Raw genomic sequence first — 17,318 nt, forward strand, 5'->3', positions numbered from 1 at the left:
GCGGGCCTGGGCTTCCAGTGCATAACGCTTCATCATTTGGCCGATCGCCGGGGTGGTAAATTGAAGATGCGGCAGGGAACGGACCGGGATCCACTCCATTCCGTCCTGCTGCACCGCGGTTTTCGCCGTTGCCAGGAAATAGGTGCTGGTTCTGCCCCCTCACCGGAGAATGAGGAATACACCTGATCGATGTCGGCGGTTATCCCGCATTCGACGAGCCGGGCTTCCAGCAAGTCTCTCTGCGCGGCGGAACGGTCTGCCTTGAACTGAACCGGGCAATAACCCGCCTGTGTTTTCTCAAGCAGCACCTTGCCTTGATTCTCGATGATCGCTCCGCATATCGAAAGGTCAGGCGATGCCCCCGCCCGCTCAAGGCCCAGGCTGAAATAGCGCCCCCCGACATAGCCGAGCCCGTCGCCCTTTTGATGCGTGAAGGACACGACTTCGCCAATCAGCACTGCATGATCGCCGGCGGGAACCCGCGTGAAGGTTCTGCAGCAAAAACAGGCAACGGCACCTTCTATCAGCGGCAGGTCATGGATGCCCGTGTGATGGGGAGTCTTTGCAAACCGGTCCCCCTTGAAGCTGGCAAACGTGTTGGAAATTTCTTCCTGCCCCTCGGCAAGCACGTTGACCGCGAAGTATTCGCATTCGGCAAAGACGGAAAAGCTCGACAGGAAACTGCCCGGACAAACGAGCAGGAGTGGTGGATCGAGCGAGACGGAGGAAAAGGAATTGGCGGTAAAGCCCACCGGGTCGCCATCCCTGTTTCTGGACGTGACCACGGTAACGCCCGTCATGAAGCTTCCAAAGGCATCGCGCAGGGCGCGGGGATCAAAACCGGTCATGACAGGCAACCTTCGGCAAACCGCAGCAAGGTGCCGTTTATTTTCGAGGCATCGGTCATCGGCAGCATGTGGGCGGCACCGGCAATGATCTGGGCCTCTCCCTTCATGGCAGCGGCGGCCATCGCCTCCGACATGGCAGGTGTCGAGTTCGGATCGGCTTCTCCTGTCATGAACAAGGCAGGACAGCGCAGGCGCGCCAGTGCGGTGTCCAATTCGCCATCGGCTTCCGCGAAAACGGTATAAGCCGTCTTGTAGCCGGCCGGATGGGTGTGACGAAGCCAGGCCGCGCAAGCTTCGCGCTCTGGTGTGACGGCCTCACCAAACCACCGGTGAAGGGTGTTGGCGGGGTCTTGTGCCTGGATGCCGTCCAGCTCGCCAGCACGCCCGCGGACAGCCGCCTTGGCGGCTGCATCGCGGCGATGCACTGCGTTAAGCGCGATGATGCCCGCAACCTTGTCCGGATGCATGCTGGCAAGTGTCAGAGCCAGCATGGCACCCATGGAATGGCCCACGATGACGGCTTCTTCTTTCAACAGACCGGACAGCAGCGTGGCAAATTGCGAAAGGGTGTGCGCAGGCACCAAGGGAGAGTGACCATGTCCGGGCATGTCGGGTGCCACAACCCGGTACCCGGCCGAGACAAAATCATCGATTTGCGCGCACCAGGCTTCAGCCTGCAGGCCAACGCCATGCAGCATGATGACAAGTGGCCCGTCCCCTTCGGCAATTGCCGAGACTTGGCCGAAATCAGACCGCGGCCGGGTTGTCCACATCATGTCCCAGATCCTTCAGGTCCTGATAGCGGTCGCCAATCCGGTGATGGGGGCGCCCGGTCGTGGCGCCACCCAGCGCGATGACGAGTTCACCATCGCGGGGCGCATCGGCAATGGCAAACTGGAGTGTCAGATAGTGCGAACGGCGGCCTGGATCGTTCTTGTCCATCATGGGGATCACCACCGGCGTGGCGGCAGGACCCCGTGTGTTGGTGAAGGAAAGATAGGATTTCGCCCCGACCGCCTCTCGGTAGAAATTCCCGAAGCGCAGGGTGTGGATCAGGGCGGAGGCATGCTCCACCTCCCCATCCAGGCCCGCAATGCCTGCCTTGCCATAGGCTTCGATCGCCTCCCCGCCGCCGGCAAAAGCGAGTATTTTCTGCGTCAGCATCTCGCCAAGAACCGGGCCGAAGGCTTTAATTTCCGGCTTCAGATCTTCGACAAAACGGCCGGCCCAGGGGTTTTTGATGACCGCCGCGGCGGCAAACATCCGCCAGGGAACTGCGGCCTTGCGAAAGCCCTCGATGAGAACCGTCTCGTCATAGGTCACAAGTTTCCGGATTTCAGGTGTCACGCAATTCCTCCAGCTTTGCGCGCCAGCATTCCTGCAGCGCCGCAATTTGACAAACGAAAGAATTACAAGCTTAGGTATTAGTAACACTAATATGGTGGTTACACGTGGCCAAAACACTCCCGCACCTCAACTGGTTCAGATCCTTCGAAGCAGCCGCGCGCCGGATGAGTTCGACCGCCGCCGCAGAAGAGATCGGACTGACCCAGTCGGCCGTAAGCCAGCAAATCAAGGCACTTGAAACGCGGCTGGGCGTTGCCCTGTTCCACCGCCATGCGCGCGGGCTTTCTTTGACCGATGACGGGCGAAAGCTCCTGCCCCAGGTTGAAGCGGCGCTGGAGACGCTGAAAAATGCCACATCGCAGTATCTGACGAACTCGGACGGGGAACTGATTACCATCGCAGCCTCCATCAGCATGACCGAATGGGTTATTGCCCCGTCCTGCCGGAGTTTCATCGGCGCAATCCCGGCACTTCCATTCGCTTCATGAGCACGATCTGGCCGGACGAGTTCACCGCACCGCGCGCGGATATCGAGATAAGGTTTGGCTCCAAACGGCAAGTAGGCAAGGACGCGGCGGCCATCCAGCCCGATGAACTCATCCCGGTGAAATCACCGTCTCTGCGCGGCAGTCTGGACGACCTCCCCCTGATCGAAACCGTTGGAGTTTCCGATGGCTGGCCATCCTGGGCAAAATCGGCCGGCGTGGCGGTAAAAGCACCGGCTTACTACGCCGATTCCCATGGTCTCGCCCTGAGGCTGGCGGCAAACGCAAATGGCGTTGCGCTGGTCAGCTCTGTTATCGCTAATGGCGCGATCAGCCGTGGCGTGGTTGAAATGGCGCACAAATGCACCGCTCCTGCGAGCGAGGGATATTTCCTTTCAGTTCGCCATGAGAAGGAAAAGGCAGCCGCATTCGTCCACTGGCTCGCAGATCACCTGCCGCAACAGGAACATGTATTCTAGCTATGAAACCTCTATAGGTTGTTCCTGTTGAGGTTCCACAGCTAGGCAGTATCAATATTCACGCTCATAGAAAATGCCGGCCTTGTTCTTGCCGGACTCCGTTGCTTCACCGCGCAGTTTGACGCCGCGCCCCACATTCAAATCGATACGCACCTTGCCGCTGCCGCCCGTCTGGCCACGCTCGACCCCCACATAGGTGCGGTCATTGACATAGCGACCGACGCCCACCGTTGTTTCGCCGGTCTCTGAATCCGTGCGCACATCCAGGTCGTCGACCTGCAAAGCATTCTGCAGCTTTCCCACAAGTGAGGTGTTGCCGCCCTTGCCGGCAAGCGTGGCTGCCGCCTGTGCGAGCTGGGCAATCTGCAAGGGCGAAAGATTCGACAGATTATTGTTGAAGATAAGCCGCGCGAGAACCTCGTCTTCGGCAAGGGGCGGCACGGAGGAAAACAGGAACTCGGGCTGATCCGCCTGCCCGCTGACGGTCACAAGTATCGTGGTGCTGCCCGATGCGGTTTGCGCAACCATGTCCAGTCGGGGCACCAGGGAACCGGCAAAGGCGATGTTGCCGCGGGTAAAGTCGAGCCGCTTGCCGAGGATCGAAAGCCGCCCCCTGCGCATCTCGAAGCCGCCAAGCGTCGCCGTTCTGGAAACCGGCCCCCGCAACTGCATGCTGCCGCCCAGTTCGGCGTCAATCCCGCGGCCCCGAACAAAGACGCGGCGCGGCGCATTGAGAGTTAGATCGAGCCGCAGTCCCGAGCTTCCGCCCGACGATCCGGCATTTCGGCTTTGCAGCTTCTCGGACTGGCGAGCCACGCTCTCGCTGGCATTGCGGTGGCTGACGTCAAGCCTGGATATGCTTGCGGGAAGCCGCTCCGGCACGGTGATGACGGCGGTGGCCAGATTGATTGACCCGGCCAGCAACGGATCGCCAACCAGCGCACCGGAAATCTTCAGATCGGCGTCAAAGGTGGCATCAACCGTCCGGCGGTCAGAATAGCGGCCATTATTGACCTTGACCGAGAAATCGGCGGGAAATCCGCCGGACAAGCCCACATTGCCACTGGCCTGCACCGTTCCGCCGGTTGAAAGCCTGCCATTGAGCTTCTCGATCACCGCTCTGGTGCCGTCAAAGCGGGCAGCAAGTCCCAGCTCATCGACAGCAATGCCGCTTTCAGCGTGGACGAACCTTCCCCCCGCAGAAGAAACCGTGCCGTTTATGACCGGGCTGGATGGGCTGCCGGAAAGTTTCAGATCGACAGCAGCGTTTCCCCGAAGCACCATTCCCTGCCGGGCGAGCTGGGCCGCAAGTACCGAATAGGGCACGGTGCCACGGAGGTTGAAATCCAGTCGCTGAGCGCTGCCCAGCGCCACATTGCCTTGTCCTTTAAGGTCAATTCCGCCGCCGCCCGATGCTGCAAGGGAGATGGCCAGCACCTGGGAAGCAAAACGCCCATCGGCAGATACCTTCAACGCCCCCAGACCCGCAGTCCGCGTTTCGGCGGTGGCAGCGTTGTTCCAGGTAATGTTGAAGTTGACATCCGGATCAGCCGGTTTCCCGGTAACCTTGACCAGTCCCGATATGCTGCCGCCAGCATTCAATCCCGGCACGAACTTGTTTGCCACGGCAGCGCCAATTCCGCTTAGATCAGCCGACAGATCGAGCGTCTCACCGGCTGTGCCGGATAATGATGCAACCCCGCCTCCAGCTGAAATGGCTAGCTGAGCAAGGCTCACAATCCCGTCGCGGACCGTGATGGCTGCGGGTGACGCCAGCGCCAGCGCCACACCGCGGAAAACAGCCGATGCCTTGTCGAGTTCTATCGCAACCGCGCCGTCGGCCGGGCGGACACGGCCATCCATCGATACGGGCACGCCATCACTCGTTCCCCTGGCATCAAAACGGGTCCAGCCGTCATCAAAAGCGAACTTGACCTCAAGCGGGCGGATCGCGGTGCCGCCCTGACGCAGGGAACCGATCCTGGCAACGCCTTCAAACGCAGCGGCGGCAAGATAATCCCTGGCCGCAATGTCGGCTGCCAGAGCCTCAACTTCCAATTCGCCGCTTGAAAGCCGTTCGCTTGTAAAACGGGCATCCACAAAAGGCACGCCATCGCGTTTGCTGAAGTTGAGCCTTCCTTCCAGTCCGCCCTTTAATTCCTGGCCGGCAAGCGCGGCAAAGGCGGAGACGTCGGGAAGTTGTATGGCCAGTTTGCCTTCCGGCGTTCCATCCCCCGCAAGGGCGATATTTCCCGAAACCCGGTTTTCCCCGTTTGTCAGAACCAGGTTTTTCAGCAACCGCACACCCGCTTCGCTGATGAGTTGTGCCTTGCCCGTCAGCGGTAAACCGTCGAGCGTGCCAGAGAGCGCCAGGTCAACATCGGGTTTGGCGGCATCCGCCAGGCCGCTTAGCCTGGCCGACAGATCCGTCAGCACATGACCATTCGCCTCGATCCGGTTCGACGTGGCGGTTAGATCGATTACCGGACTATTGATCCGGCCGGAAAGTTCGGCAGCTAACAGAAGCGCCCCTTTCAACTTTGGATCGAGCCCGTTCATGGCCTTCAGGTCAGCGGTCAGGCTGGCAGTAATTTCCTCTCCGGAAAGGGCCGCCGACCCTTCTGCGGACAGGCTGCCAAATACCGCCTTCAGGCCGGAAATCCTGATGTCACCGCCAGGAAGAACGGCGAAACGGATATCAATCCGGGCGTCTTCTTCCGACAGCGACGGCAAGGAGGGAGGAAGGTGACTGGCCCCAATGCGCAGTTCCAGACCGCCTTCAATTGCCTGTTTGCCAAGATCGATCCCTGCCTCGCCATTTGCAACCAATGCATCGTTGTCGAGCCTGATCTGGGCGATGTCGATGCGATCACCGTCAATCGCTCCTTGCGCCTCTCCATAGATACGCGAGGAAAACAGGCGTTGCAGATCCGCATTGTCGAACCCGCCCTCATCCGCCTCTATCTCGACTTTGAAGTCCCCTGACTGTTCCTCCAGATTGAGGGCGGGCGCAGAAACATTTGCCCGTATGCCACCAAACCTCATCTTCCCGGTATCGAGCACCGGCATATCGACGGAAGCAATGACAGCGGCGGCATGCGAAGGCCCCTTGACGGAAAACGCGATGCTGCGAACGGCAAGTTCTTTCAGTTCGGGGACCAGTCCGGCGGTCAGATTCACCGCGCCGTCCCTTGCGGTCCACCCGCCGGAAAGATCGCTTTGCCCCAGCAGGTCGAGATCGCCACGCAGCACGGCAAAGAAGCGGTCGCCATCGATTTTTGCAGAATTGACCGAAAGGCGGCCGGTGGTCTCGCCGGATAGGTCAACGTTCAGGGCGAAAGATCCCGACAGCAATTGCCGGTAACGGGGAGGAACGATCCGCGACGGCGTTCCATCACCCTCGGCCTTGATGAAGAAAGTCTCATTTTTAAGGCCTGCATCACCCTTGACATCGATGATGCGATTGCCGCCCACTTCACCCTGAAGGGAGAATGTCAGCGCTTCAAGCGGACCCTCGGCGGTGGCCGACAAGCCAACCGCCGGCTTGCCCGGGAGATCAAAGGCAGTGGCTAGAACCCCGCCTTCCGGCTCTCGTAAACGGACATCGAGATTGAGGTTTGCGGTATCCGCATCGAGAGAGAACGTTCCCTCAAGCACTCCTTCACGATTGCCGGGGGTGATCTTGAAACTGCTGGCGATGGTGACCGGATCGGCTAAGGCGGACAATACTGCCTCGGCCTTGAATGTCATCGCTTGCCCGATAAGCGCTTCGCCGACCACCAGTTCGGGCAGCCTTATTGCTTGAAGATCAAGTTGAATGGGCAGGCCGCCCGAACCGGACTCCTCATCTTTCGGCACCGGCTGCCGGATGATCTCCGCCTTGGCGGCTGTCAGGCTGCTTGCCCTGAAGGTTCCCGACAAAAGTGCCGCACGATCCCAGTCCACGCCGATACCGAAAATCCTGGCATAAACGCCCTTGCGATCAGAAAGGACAACGGACGTGACTTTGGTTTCCCCTGTCCACACGCCGCTGATGCCGGTAATGCGAACCTCACCCTCGCCATTGGAAGCAAGGTTCGAAACCGTTTTGGCCAGCAGGCCCAATCCAGCGCCGGTGGCCGTCAGAAATCCGATTGCCAGCACTGCCATCAACAGCAGCAGGCCAACAGCCCCCATTAGCCGCCCAAAAACGGTCCTTCGTTTTCTAAGCATGTTTGGTTCGTTCTGCATCCGTCGGCTTTGCAACTGGAAACGTTGTGGCAAGGATCAAAACGCCTGACCGATGCCCGCATAAATTGCCCAGGGGTCTTCACCTTTCCGCCGGTCAAGCGGCACACCGACATCAAGACGCAACGGGCCGAATGGCGTGACATAGCGGATGCCCACACCGGCGCCAAAGCGCATATTGCCGAAATCGGGCGTTGCCGAACGGCTGACATTACCGAAGTCGAGAAACGGCACGACGCCAAACTTGTCGGCAACCGTTAGCCGCGCCTCCAGCGAGCCTTCAACGACGGAGAGGCCGCCCGTCAGATCGCCTGCGGCATTTCTTGGCCCGACCGATTGATAGGCAAAGCCGCGAATGGACCCTCCGCCGCCAGCATAAAACCGGCGGTCAGCAGGTATCGACATCAAGCTGGCCCCGGCAATACTGCCCACCGAACCACGTGCTGCGAAGGTTACATTGCCGGCATCAGGTGGTGTGAAATAAGCCGAAGCAGTCACCCTGCCCTTCACGAAGGCCGCGTCATTTGCAAGATCGGTTGCAGGTTCGAGCAGGGCTGAAAACCGGAAACCCTCCTTCGGGTCGAGCGCATTGTCGCTGCCATCATATTCATATTCGAGGGGTGTGCTGAAAATAAGATGGGTGGTTTTCCGATTGCGCTCGGCGATCTGAGACCAATCAAGGTCAAGTGCCGCCGAAAGGGTCTGGCGTTTGTCGATTTCGTGGCGGATGCCAAATCCGCCACGCACGGATCGGCGCTCGAACGCGTTGGTGTTTTCCGAAACCGCACGTATGTTTGCGGTGAAAGTGTTCTTCGGGCCGTAGATCGCCGGTTTTTCAAACAGGATCGCCGTGGAATAGTTCAGACCGTCGAGATCGTCGGCTTCACCGATGCGCGAGACTGATCCCTCCACGCGCAACTTCTCGGCCCGGCCAAACAGGTTGCGGTGCCCCCAATAGCCTTCGACACCGGCGCCTTCCGCATTCGAAAAGGTTGCCCCGACACCGAAATAGCGGTGCTTGCGTTCCGTCACGATGATCTCGACCGGCAGGCGGCCGTTTTCATCCAGCGCTTCGCCCTCGCGCACTTCCACGGTTTCGAACACTTCAAGTTCACGCAGGCGCTTTTGCGCCGAAGCCAGTACCTCAGGCGTATATGGCTGACCTGTAACGATGGCCGCCTGAGTGTGGATGAACGCCGCATCCACACTCTCCGCACCACTGACACTTGCTTCCCCCAGATCGGCACGCGGCCCTGAGCGAACCGTCAAAGTGACATCCAGGGTCGCGTTGTTGTGATCGGCTTCAACGATGGTATCGGTGACTTCGGCAAACGGATGGCCGGTCGCCTTTAGGTCCGATACGATTCTCGCCTGTTCTTCAAGGATTACCGTGGAATACGCAGGCGCACCCTCAACCATGCCGGACAATGCGCTACCCATGTCGCTGGCGTCGCCAGCCACTGCCACCCTGCCAAAGGCGAAGGGCCTGCCGCCATCGATGCGGATTGTCACCGGCACCACACCAGCCCGCCCGAAATCCTCGGTGGGTGAGATCGAATCCAGCGGCCGCCCTGCAATACGGATATCGACAACGCCGCCATAGCGCGCCAGTTCGTAAAGCCTGCCCACCAGCCCATCGCGATCGGCGCCGGCCTTGGTGAGCAATCCCAGCGAACCTGAAACCGGAAGATCGGCATCGGCCACAAGATTTGACGCGTTCTTCAGGGCGGCGGCCTCGTCATCGGTCACATTCACCGCCTCAAAGGAAACCACATAGGAGAGCGGATCGGCGACGGCCAGTTCTTCCTCATCCGCCTTCTTGAAAAAATCGAGTGCCATTGCAGGCGATGCAGTTCCCAAAAGCGGATTGCCGAAAGTAAAAAGAACTGAAACCGCAAAGACAGCGAAGGTACGGGCACAGCCAAACGCCAGCGCTGCGCGCAGCGCACGCAGCAAAGCCTGTCCGTCAAAACTGTTGGCACCAGTCCCCGACATCCTTCAATCCTGATCCAAACCTTCAACCCGGCATTGGATGACGGCCGAAAGTGATGGAAATGAGCCCGTTTCCATACGATATTTGAAACAGTTGGGAAAGTTCAGCAGATCGGGGATGAACAAGGTAATGCCGGGCACGAGACCATTCGGTCTGGCTTGATGCGGCGAATTGGGCAACATACGCTCACCAGTGCTTGTAATACTTCGGCTAATAAACACTGCCGGTGTCGGTGCTGCGGCGCGGTCTGTCGCCAATTTGACCTGGCAATCCGGCACGAAGCACTAATGTGATGGTTAAATCGGACGTCAAGGAACAGTCTGCATGCCTTCCTCATCCCCTCCATGTTTTGCCCATGAGCTGGCTGAAAACGCCGACGGCTCGTTTTGCGTTGTCGATGAACAGCAGCGCCTTGACGTGATGCGCTGGCGCAAGGCCGAACGCCAGCGCCTGATTGAGGCGCGGCGGGCGCTTTCCGCAACGTTGCGCCAACAGATGAGCGACGCCATCTCTCAAAGCCTGATGACCGCACTCGGCGAGATCGGCGCCCAGGTGATCAGCTTCTACTGGCCGTTCCGCGGTGAACCGGATCTGCGCCCGCTGATGGAACAGCTCTCGGCAAAAGGTGCCGTCTGCTCCCTGCCAATCGTCGTTGAAAAAGGCAAGCCGCTAAGCTTCAAAAGCTGGCGGCAAGGCGAAAAACTCGACCGCGGCGTCTGGAACATTCCGGTGCCGGCAGGCGGCGAAACGGTGACACCCGATATCGTCGTCGCGCCCGTCGTCGGCTTTGACCCATCCTGTTTCCGGCTGGGCTATGGCGGCGGCTTCTTTGACAGGACACTGGCCTCAATGGGCAAAAAGCCCCGGCTATTCGGTGTCGGCTACGCTTCCCAGAACCTTGCCACCATTTACCCGCAACCCCACGACATCCCCATGGATTGCATCATAACCGAGGCGGGCGTGGTGCAACCTCAAGCCCATTGCGGTCAAAATCCCGCTTCCTGACGCTGGCTGCCCAGTTTGCGCTGGCGCAACGAAAGCACTTTTAAACACGCCAATACTTGTTGCGGTTTTTGGGGTCAAAACTCATGCTATTGAGTTCATGACCTAGAGCACCATTGCGGCAGCAAGGCAGGCCATGGCAGCAGGGATTGGGAAACGATCCGGTCGGGAATCTCTCCGTGACATGAGCATGGAGGAATTGCAGCGGCGCTATCCCCAGGTCATTCCGGTGATAAATCGCAACCGAATGCTTTGCGTGGGCTGTCTACTGGCCGCGTTTCATGACTTGCGTGACGCTGCATTCGAACACGAGATCGATGAAGAGCAACTCTATCGCGAAATCATGGAAGCGGTGAATTCCACCGGCGAGCCGAAACCGCAGTAGCTGTGTTACACCGCTGCGCCACCATTGTCGCCGCTTGCCAGGACAACGATCTTGTGCCCCTCAAGAAGCGTGATCTTGCGCCTTCCCGACCGCACCCAGCCTGCCTGTTCCCAAGCACTCAAAAGTCTCGAAACGGTGTGCAAGGTGGTCCCGGTCATCTCCGAAATGTCCTGGCGTGAAACCGGGAAATCGATGAGAATTCCGTCATCGGTGCGCCGCCCGGTCTGTTTGGCCAGTTTCAAAATTGCATTGGCAACCCGCTGCTCGACCTTCGCCGTGGCCAGTTCCGCCAATTGCTGCTGTGTTTCGGTAAGCCGGCGCCCGACGACTTTATAGGTATTGGTGGCGAATGCAGGGTGCTTGCTGACGACATCAGCCCAGATTGAATTCGGCCAGACCAGCGCCACGCAATCCACCGCTGCAAGCGCACTTGCCGGATAGGCATCAAGCATGAGCGCCCGTGCAATACCGAACAATTCACCGGGCGAAAGATAACGCGGAACGACCTGCTCGCCGCCGCGCGTCAGCTTTACGACCTGGATATGGCCGTCGAGCAACAGGAAGAAGAACTTTGCTTCTTCGTCCTGCGAAAAGATGGTCGCCCCCTTGGGATAGCGCACCGCGCGAGCCTGCGACAACAGGTCGGCGATTTCCTCGTCCTTCATGTTGGCGAAGGGCGGTAAATCACGTACCAGTGAAGCATCGAGTTTGGTTGTCATGTTTCTCTCAGCTGCTTGCGCAAACGCAAAAATTCAGGAGCAAAGGCGCTCTAGGGTCATGACCCATAAACCGGGTTTGATAACCAGATCGTTTCACGTTTCATCGGAAACGGAATATTCCCATGCCGATACCCCGTACCAAACCCTATCATGGTCCAGCCCTGTTCAGCTACGGCTTTAGGCCATTCTTCCTGTTCGGCTCGCTCTATGCAGCGGTTTCAATTCTGTTGTGGCTTCCTGCATATTTCGGCGAACTGACCATCGCAACCCATTTTGCACCCGTCGACTGGCATGTTCATGAACTGCTGTTCGGGTTTCTGCCGGCAATCATTACCGGCTTTCTTTTCACCGCAGTCCCGAACTGGACAGGCCGCATGCCGCTGCAGGGGCCTATGCTGATCGCCCTGGTGGTCCTGTGGGCTGCCGGCAGAATTGCCGTCGCATTTTCCGCAAACACCGGCTGGCAGATTGCCATGGTGGTGGACGGCTCCTTTCTGGTTTCCGTCACACTTGTCATTGCCCGCGAAATTCTTGCCGGAAAGAACTACCGCAATCTGAAGGTTCTCGTGCCACTGCTTTTGTTGGCGCTGGCCAATCTGCTGTTTCACCTGGAAGCAGGTTCAGGACAGGAAACCGATCTGAGCCGGCGCCTTGCCTTTGCTGCCGTCATCATGCTGATCACCATCATCGGCGGGCGCATTGTCCCCAGTTTCACCCGCAACTGGCTGACCCGGGAAAACCCGGGCGCCCTTCCCTCACCGTTTGGCACGTTTGACACGGTTTCAATCGCTGTCACGGCAGCTGCACTGGCTGCCTGGATTATCATTCCGTTGCACATCGCCGCCGGCAGCCTGCTTGCGCTTTCCGGAGCGTTGCAAATGATCCGGCTGCTGCGCTGGCAGGGGCATCGTACCTTGCGTGATCCCCTGGTCTGGATCCTCCATGCCAGCTATGGCTGTCTTTCCGGCGGCCTGCTGATGCTGGGCCTTTCCGTGTTCTGGCCGGAGATTTTCCATCCCGCCGCCGCTCTGCACCTGATTGCCATTGGCGGCATTGGCGGCATGACCCTGTCCGTCATGGTGCGCGCCTCCCGCGGCCATACCGGCCAGGCATTGCGGGCGGGAATGGGTGGCAAGTTATGTTTTGCAGCCATATTGCTTGCGGCAGCAGCACGCCTGGCAGCTGAGTATCTAGCGTCGTATTATCTGCTCTGGCTGCATATCGCCGCGCTGGGGTGGATCACCGCCTATCTGGCCTTTGCGATCGCCTTTGCTCCGCATCTTGCAAGGCAGCGAAAGTCGCGGCAGGATTAAGAGCGCATCCTGCCATAATGCGCATGGCTGACATGGCCGAGTTCACTATGCAGCCCTACGAAGGAAGCACCTTCGAACTGCGCCATCATCGCCTTGATTTCATCGAGGTCCATCAATGATGCCGCCGTTGAAACGGCATCGGCGATCGCAGCAGACTTGTGAACGACGGATGTGCGCAGCCATTTCGAACGGCATGATCTGGCGGTCAGGGGATCGATCAGATGGCTGGCTGCTCCCCCAATCATGGTCCCTTCCGCCGCACTGGTGGCAACTGCCTTGTCGCGAATGGAGATGGCCGAACCATCGTTTTCGCCGAGATGAATCTGCCAGAGGCCGCCCTCCCGCGGCCTTCCCATGGCTGAAATCTCCCCTACTTCCACCAGGGCATTTTCAAGGCCCGCCTGCCGCAGCAAGGCTACCACCCGGTCGGTCACATAGCCCTGGGCAATTCCGTTGAGCGTCAATGCCCCGCCTTCAGGCAGGCTTACAGCGCTGGTATCAAATGCCACCCTTTGCCATCCAAGCTGCGTTTCTGCAGCTCTGAGCGCTTTGATATCCGGTTTGCCGGCAGCGCGCGCATAGGCATCCCAAACCGGTTGAACGGTGGGGTCAAACCGTTCGCCGGAAGCTGCGTGAACCGCCGAAACCAGGCCCAGAAGGCCAAGCATGTCAGCACCCGGCTGCAACAGCTGCCCATCACGGTTAAGGCGGCTCAGCGTGCTATCGGCCTGATACAGGCTGAATTCCTTTTCAAGGCGGCTGATTTCGGCGCGCACTTTCTGCAGAAGGTTATTGGCACGGCGCTCGGGTAATCCAACAAGGCGTATATCGGCTTTTGCGCCCAGTGCCACACCCTTCCATCGTGCAGCAGGCATGGCATGAGCGGGCGCAACCGGCAGGCCCGTTGCCGCCGCACAGGCGGAGATTGCAATAAACCGTCTTCTTGAGAGGCTCATGACCCGCTCTCCTTATTGTCCGCTGGTCTGCCGGGCGACTTCATCCGGCACGGTGGAACCATGAATGTAGGCGTCGGGTATTTCATCGAGGCGGACGATCCCGCCCCCATTCAGCGATACAAATTCCTTCGCGGCCATCTTGGACCAGAACGGAATGGTTTCCGGCGTTCCCATGCCGCCGGTTTTGCCGCTGCCGATGACAAACCAGGCTTGGCGGGCATCGATCCAGGATTCATCCCCCGGATGCGCCCAATTGGCGGCCTTGTCCATGCCATGTACATAGACCACCACCGCCTCATACTGCTCCTCCGGCGAGCGCAGGAATGCAACCGCGTCCCGCACCTGAGTGAACCAGACCGGCTGTTCGATCCCGGCAAGATGGATTTGTGCCTTCGGCCCCTCATGTTCCAGCACTGTCATGCTGCAATAATGGCCAACCGCTTCTTCGGTCATGGCAACCGGCTTCGGTACGTCCCCGGTGGAACCGGCGTCGGAACAGGCAGCCAGCAGCAGCAATGAAAACAGCAGAACAAAAGCAGACAACAAAAGATGTCTCATGGTTTCACCCTTCTGAATGCCAGGCTCGCCAGCCCCAGCGCGGCCACACACCACAGAACAGGGGAAAGCAGCACGCCGGCGCCTTCCACCGGAAGGCCGCCCCTGCCTGCTGCCAGGCCGGTCTGGAGCAGCGAACTGTCGACCCAGGTCATGTTGTAGACCCTGAAGGCATCCGCCGGATTGAACAGCAGGAGCCAGGGAAAGACGGAACGGGCAAACACCCCGTCCTGGCTGACGAGCAATCCGCCGAGCAGCGCCATGTCATATAATACAACCGTGACCAGCCAGATGCCGATGGCGAGTGCTGCAGCCGTACCGGTCTGCCGCACGCTGCAACTGGCAAGATAGCCGACTCCCACAAACACCGCGCCAAGAAGAACGCTGGTCGCCATGAGGCGCAACAATCCGGCCAGAGGCTCGTAGCCACCGGCTTCACCCAGCAGGTAGCCGAGCACACCGGCGGCACCGTAACCGGCCACGATCGCCACAGTCAGCACTGCCGTGTGGCCCATGAACTTTCCGGCAAGCACCTGCCATCTCGTTGCCGGAGTTGCCAGAACCAGTTGCAATGTGCCCCGATCAATTTCGCCTGCCACCGCATCGAAGGAAAGTAGTAGCGCAATCAGAGGGATCAAATAGACCGCAAGGGTCGACAGGCTGGCGATGGCCACCGTCAGCGGGTGCACGTCCACGGCACCGGAAGGGCCGCTGCCGAGAACAACCAGAAGGAGGGAGAAAATCGCCAGAATTCCGGCAGAAAGAACGACCCAGCTGTTCCGGATACCAATTCTGATTTCAGTAAGCGCAATGGCAAATACAGCGTTCATGACCGGGTCCCCTCTCTTTCCTCGCCAAGGGAGTAGAAGCGATAAACCTCATCCAGCGTGGGCGGGATGACTTCGATATCCGCCACGAATTCCGGGGCTGCATGGATGGCGGCAAGTACCGGCATCTTCTCTTCGCCTGCACAGGAAATCTCCACCGATGCGCCATTGATCCGTCTGCCGCCGAAACGCTGACGAAGGTCATCGACCCGATCGGCGGTGGAACGCACCCGGATGCGAGTCGGCAGGCCGGCACTTTTCTGCAGCGCTGCAAGCGGCCCGTCGGCGACCAGACTGCCATTGCGCAAAATGGCGACCCGTTCGGCCCTGGCCTCCAGCTCGCTTAGCCCGTGGGAAGACAGCAACACGGCGGTACCCTGATCTGCAAGACCGGAAACCAGGGCATAAAATTCGCTGCGGGAAACCGGATCGAGCCCCGATGTGGGTTCATCCAGCAAAAGAACCTTTGGGGCACCCACGATTGCCTGAGCCAATCCCAGACGCTGGCGCATTCCCTTGGAATAGGTGCCGCACCGGCGGCCCGCAGCATCGGCCAGCCCGACACGGTCAAGCGCTTCGCCAACTTCCCTGCGCGCGGCCCCCTTCAGCGTGGCGTACAATTCGACCACCTCGCGGCCCGTGAGCATCTTGGGAAAGGCCACGCTTTCCGGCAGATAGGAGATCACGCGGCGCGCCTGCCGGCTGCCGGCTTTCCTGCCGCAAATCGATATTGCTCCGGCATCGGCACCGATGAACCCGAGCATGATGCGAAACAGCGTTGTTTTGCCCGCACCGTTATGGCCGAGCAGGGCAACCACTTCTCCTGCTTCAACCGTAAGGCTGATGCCGTCAAGCGCCTGCACTTCCCCAAAGGCTTTCGAAACCGAGGAAATCTCTATCTGCCGGTTCATTTCAGCACCGCCTTCAACTGCGCCACTTCCGGCGCAAGCGCATGGGGTTTCATCAACGGCCGGTCGTCAACGATCCCGCCGGGCAGCAGGGAGGGGAAATTCTTCTGCGCCCAGCGGATCAACTGCACCGCAGGACTGCCGATCAGCAGCTTGGCGGATGGCTGGGTCCACAGGATCCGGTCCATCGCATCGTTCGGCCGGAACGGCTGATCGGCAACGCCGTCGCCGTTAACGTCATAGGCGGTATGGTCACTCCAGTAATTGCCCGTCCAGACATGGTCGCGGGTTGAGACGAACTTTATCTGGGTGCGATTGCCGATGAATGCATTGCCGGAAATCTCGTTGCGTTCCGAACCGCCGGTAAAGTGAATGCCGATGGGACAGGCCTCCAGCCGGTTGCGCCGCATGACATTCTTGTTGGCGTTGTAAACGAACAGGCACTTCTTGCCGCCGCCAACCACCACATTGCCCTCGACAACCGAATTGTTGGCGTAGTTGAGCATGATGCCGTGATCGCGGTCGCGTACGGAGACGTTGTCGCGTATCTTGACCCGGTCGGTAAACATGATGGCATAGCCCAGGTGATTGCCGATCGAAAGATTGCCCGTCACCGTGCTGTCATTGGCATGCATGTAGTGAATGGCAAAACGCAGTTCCTCAAACCGATTGTTCGAGAAGGTGTTCTTGCGGCTGGTATTGACGAATATGCCGTCCCGGCCAAGTCGAATGAAATTGCCCTCAACCGTTGCGCCGGGGGCGTTCCACACATATACGCCATTGCCCCGGCGGTTCATGCGCCGGTCGGAACGGCCGATGATGACGTTGTCTTTGACAAGCGCATCGCGCGCGCCGTGTATGTCGATGCCATACAGATTGCCTTCAAGGCGATTGTTCCGAACAACCGCACCCGTGGCTTTTTTGGTCAGCTTTACACCGGAGTCGATTTCCTCGTGGGAATTGCCGGACCCGGTGATGTACAGCCCCTCCACGGTTACGTCAGGTGCATCCACCAGGATCACCGAGCCTTCGCTTTCACCATCAAGATGAGGCTTGCCCAGCGCGGTTATCGTCAGTGGCCTGTCAATGATGACCGCGCCTGAATAGAGACCGGTGGCAAGCACCAGCCGGTCCCCGGGTTTTGAAAGCACGACCGCCCGCGCAAGCGTGTTCTCGCCAGGCTCAACGGCAATTTCGGCGGCGTGAACCGGCGAAACTGCCACAAGCATGGCCAGAAGAAACGCAATAGCGCGGGCGATCTGCATCATCGAACC

At 59.3% G+C, this 17,318-nt stretch carries 16 protein-coding genes; 5 read left to right on the forward strand and 11 right to left on the reverse strand.

What is annotated here, in order from left to right; all coding sequences use genetic code 11:
• Positions 1 to 32 precede the first annotated feature (32 nt).
• The 3 genes from BVL55_RS11005 to BVL55_RS11015 are packed head-to-tail and all read right to left on the reverse strand — an operon-like array spanning position 33 to position 2,195.
• Positions 33 to 848, reverse strand: coding sequence for a flavin reductase family protein (locus tag BVL55_RS11005; RefSeq protein WP_205410786.1), 816 nt, complete (start codon positions 846 to 848; stop codon positions 33 to 35).
• A complete protein-coding gene (locus tag BVL55_RS11010) occupies positions 845 to 1,624 on the reverse strand; it encodes an alpha/beta fold hydrolase (protein WP_075996939.1) in 780 nt (259 codons plus the stop codon). The genes BVL55_RS11005 and BVL55_RS11010 overlap by 4 nt, the downstream gene beginning before the upstream one ends.
• Positions 1,596 to 2,195: an amino acid synthesis family protein gene (locus tag BVL55_RS11015; RefSeq protein ID WP_075996940.1), complete on the reverse strand. Its 600-nt coding sequence runs from the start codon at positions 2,193 to 2,195 to the stop codon at positions 1,596 to 1,598. The genes BVL55_RS11010 and BVL55_RS11015 overlap by 29 nt, the downstream gene beginning before the upstream one ends.
• 104 nt (positions 2,196 to 2,299) lie before the next feature.
• On the opposite strand from BVL55_RS11015, the gene BVL55_RS16565 reads away from it, so the two are divergent.
• Both BVL55_RS16565 and BVL55_RS16570 read left to right on the forward strand, forming a co-directional pair.
• Positions 2,300 to 2,683 (forward strand): LysR family transcriptional regulator, encoded by a 384-nt coding sequence (locus BVL55_RS16565; RefSeq protein WP_156892519.1) that lies wholly within the window; start codon positions 2,300 to 2,302, stop codon positions 2,681 to 2,683.
• On the forward strand, positions 2,680 to 3,159 hold the full coding sequence (locus BVL55_RS16570; RefSeq protein WP_244530490.1) for a type 2 periplasmic-binding domain-containing protein: 480 nt from the start codon (positions 2,680 to 2,682) through the stop codon (positions 3,157 to 3,159). Before BVL55_RS16565 ends, BVL55_RS16570 begins: the two co-directional genes overlap by 4 nt.
• Positions 3,160 to 3,210: 51 nt before the next feature.
• On the opposite strand, the gene BVL55_RS11025 is transcribed toward BVL55_RS16570, so the two are convergent.
• Both BVL55_RS11025 and BVL55_RS11030 read right to left on the reverse strand, forming a co-directional pair.
• A complete protein-coding gene (locus BVL55_RS11025) occupies positions 3,211 to 7,335 on the reverse strand; it encodes a translocation/assembly module TamB domain-containing protein (protein ID WP_075996941.1) in 4,125 nt (1,374 codons plus the stop codon).
• 90 nt (positions 7,336 to 7,425) lie between these two features.
• A complete protein-coding gene (locus tag BVL55_RS11030) occupies positions 7,426 to 9,381 on the reverse strand; it encodes an autotransporter assembly complex protein TamA (RefSeq protein ID WP_075996942.1) in 1,956 nt (651 codons plus the stop codon).
• Between the two features lie 322 nt (positions 9,382 to 9,703).
• Between BVL55_RS11030 and BVL55_RS11035 the strand changes: the two genes are divergently transcribed.
• Entirely contained in the window at positions 9,704 to 10,384 is a 681-nt protein-coding gene (locus tag BVL55_RS11035; protein WP_075996943.1) for a 5-formyltetrahydrofolate cyclo-ligase, read from the forward strand.
• 181 nt (positions 10,385 to 10,565) lie between these two features.
• Complete coding sequence (locus BVL55_RS11040; protein WP_244530491.1) at positions 10,566 to 10,766, forward strand: hypothetical protein; 201 nt, start codon at positions 10,566 to 10,568, stop codon at positions 10,764 to 10,766.
• 5 nt (positions 10,767 to 10,771) lie between these two features.
• Here BVL55_RS11040 and BVL55_RS11045 read toward each other — a convergent pair whose 3' ends face one another.
• Positions 10,772 to 11,485: a Crp/Fnr family transcriptional regulator gene (locus BVL55_RS11045; RefSeq protein ID WP_075996945.1), complete on the reverse strand. Its 714-nt coding sequence runs from the start codon at positions 11,483 to 11,485 to the stop codon at positions 10,772 to 10,774.
• Between the two features lie 122 nt (positions 11,486 to 11,607).
• Here BVL55_RS11045 and BVL55_RS11050 point away from each other — a divergent pair, with 122 nt between their 5' ends.
• On the forward strand, positions 11,608 to 12,798 hold the full coding sequence (locus BVL55_RS11050) for an NnrS family protein (RefSeq protein ID WP_075996946.1): 1,191 nt from the start codon (positions 11,608 to 11,610) through the stop codon (positions 12,796 to 12,798).
• On the opposite strand, the gene BVL55_RS11055 is transcribed toward BVL55_RS11050, so the two are convergent.
• From BVL55_RS11055 to BVL55_RS11075, 5 genes are read right to left on the reverse strand one after another with little or no spacing between them, the layout of a single operon-like run.
• Positions 12,795 to 13,754 carry an FAD:protein FMN transferase gene (locus BVL55_RS11055; RefSeq protein WP_075996947.1) on the reverse strand — a complete coding sequence of 320 codons (960 nt, stop codon included), beginning with the start codon at positions 13,752 to 13,754 and terminating at the stop codon, positions 12,795 to 12,797. The two genes, BVL55_RS11050 and BVL55_RS11055, sit on opposite strands and share 4 nt — an antisense overlap.
• 12 nt (positions 13,755 to 13,766) lie before the next feature.
• The gene (locus tag BVL55_RS11060; protein ID WP_075996948.1) at positions 13,767 to 14,312 is read right to left on the reverse strand and encodes a nitrous oxide reductase accessory protein NosL; all 546 of its coding nucleotides are present in this window, start codon (positions 14,310 to 14,312) and stop codon (positions 13,767 to 13,769) included.
• The gene (locus BVL55_RS11065) at positions 14,309 to 15,139 is read right to left on the reverse strand and encodes an ABC transporter permease (RefSeq protein ID WP_075996949.1); all 831 of its coding nucleotides are present in this window, start codon (positions 15,137 to 15,139) and stop codon (positions 14,309 to 14,311) included. Before BVL55_RS11065 ends, BVL55_RS11060 begins: the two co-directional genes overlap by 4 nt.
• Positions 15,136 to 16,047 carry an ABC transporter ATP-binding protein gene (locus tag BVL55_RS11070; RefSeq protein ID WP_075996950.1) on the reverse strand — a complete coding sequence of 304 codons (912 nt, stop codon included), beginning with the start codon at positions 16,045 to 16,047 and terminating at the stop codon, positions 15,136 to 15,138. Before BVL55_RS11070 ends, BVL55_RS11065 begins: the two co-directional genes overlap by 4 nt.
• Positions 16,044 to 17,312, reverse strand: coding sequence for a nitrous oxide reductase family maturation protein NosD (locus tag BVL55_RS11075; RefSeq protein WP_342097752.1), 1,269 nt, complete (start codon positions 17,310 to 17,312; stop codon positions 16,044 to 16,046). Before BVL55_RS11075 ends, BVL55_RS11070 begins: the two co-directional genes overlap by 4 nt.
• Positions 17,313 to 17,318 lie beyond the last annotated feature (6 nt).

The sequence above is a fragment of the Salaquimonas pukyongi genome (assembly GCF_001953055.1).
Classification (GTDB): Bacteria; Pseudomonadota; Alphaproteobacteria; order Rhizobiales; family Rhizobiaceae; genus Salaquimonas; species Salaquimonas pukyongi.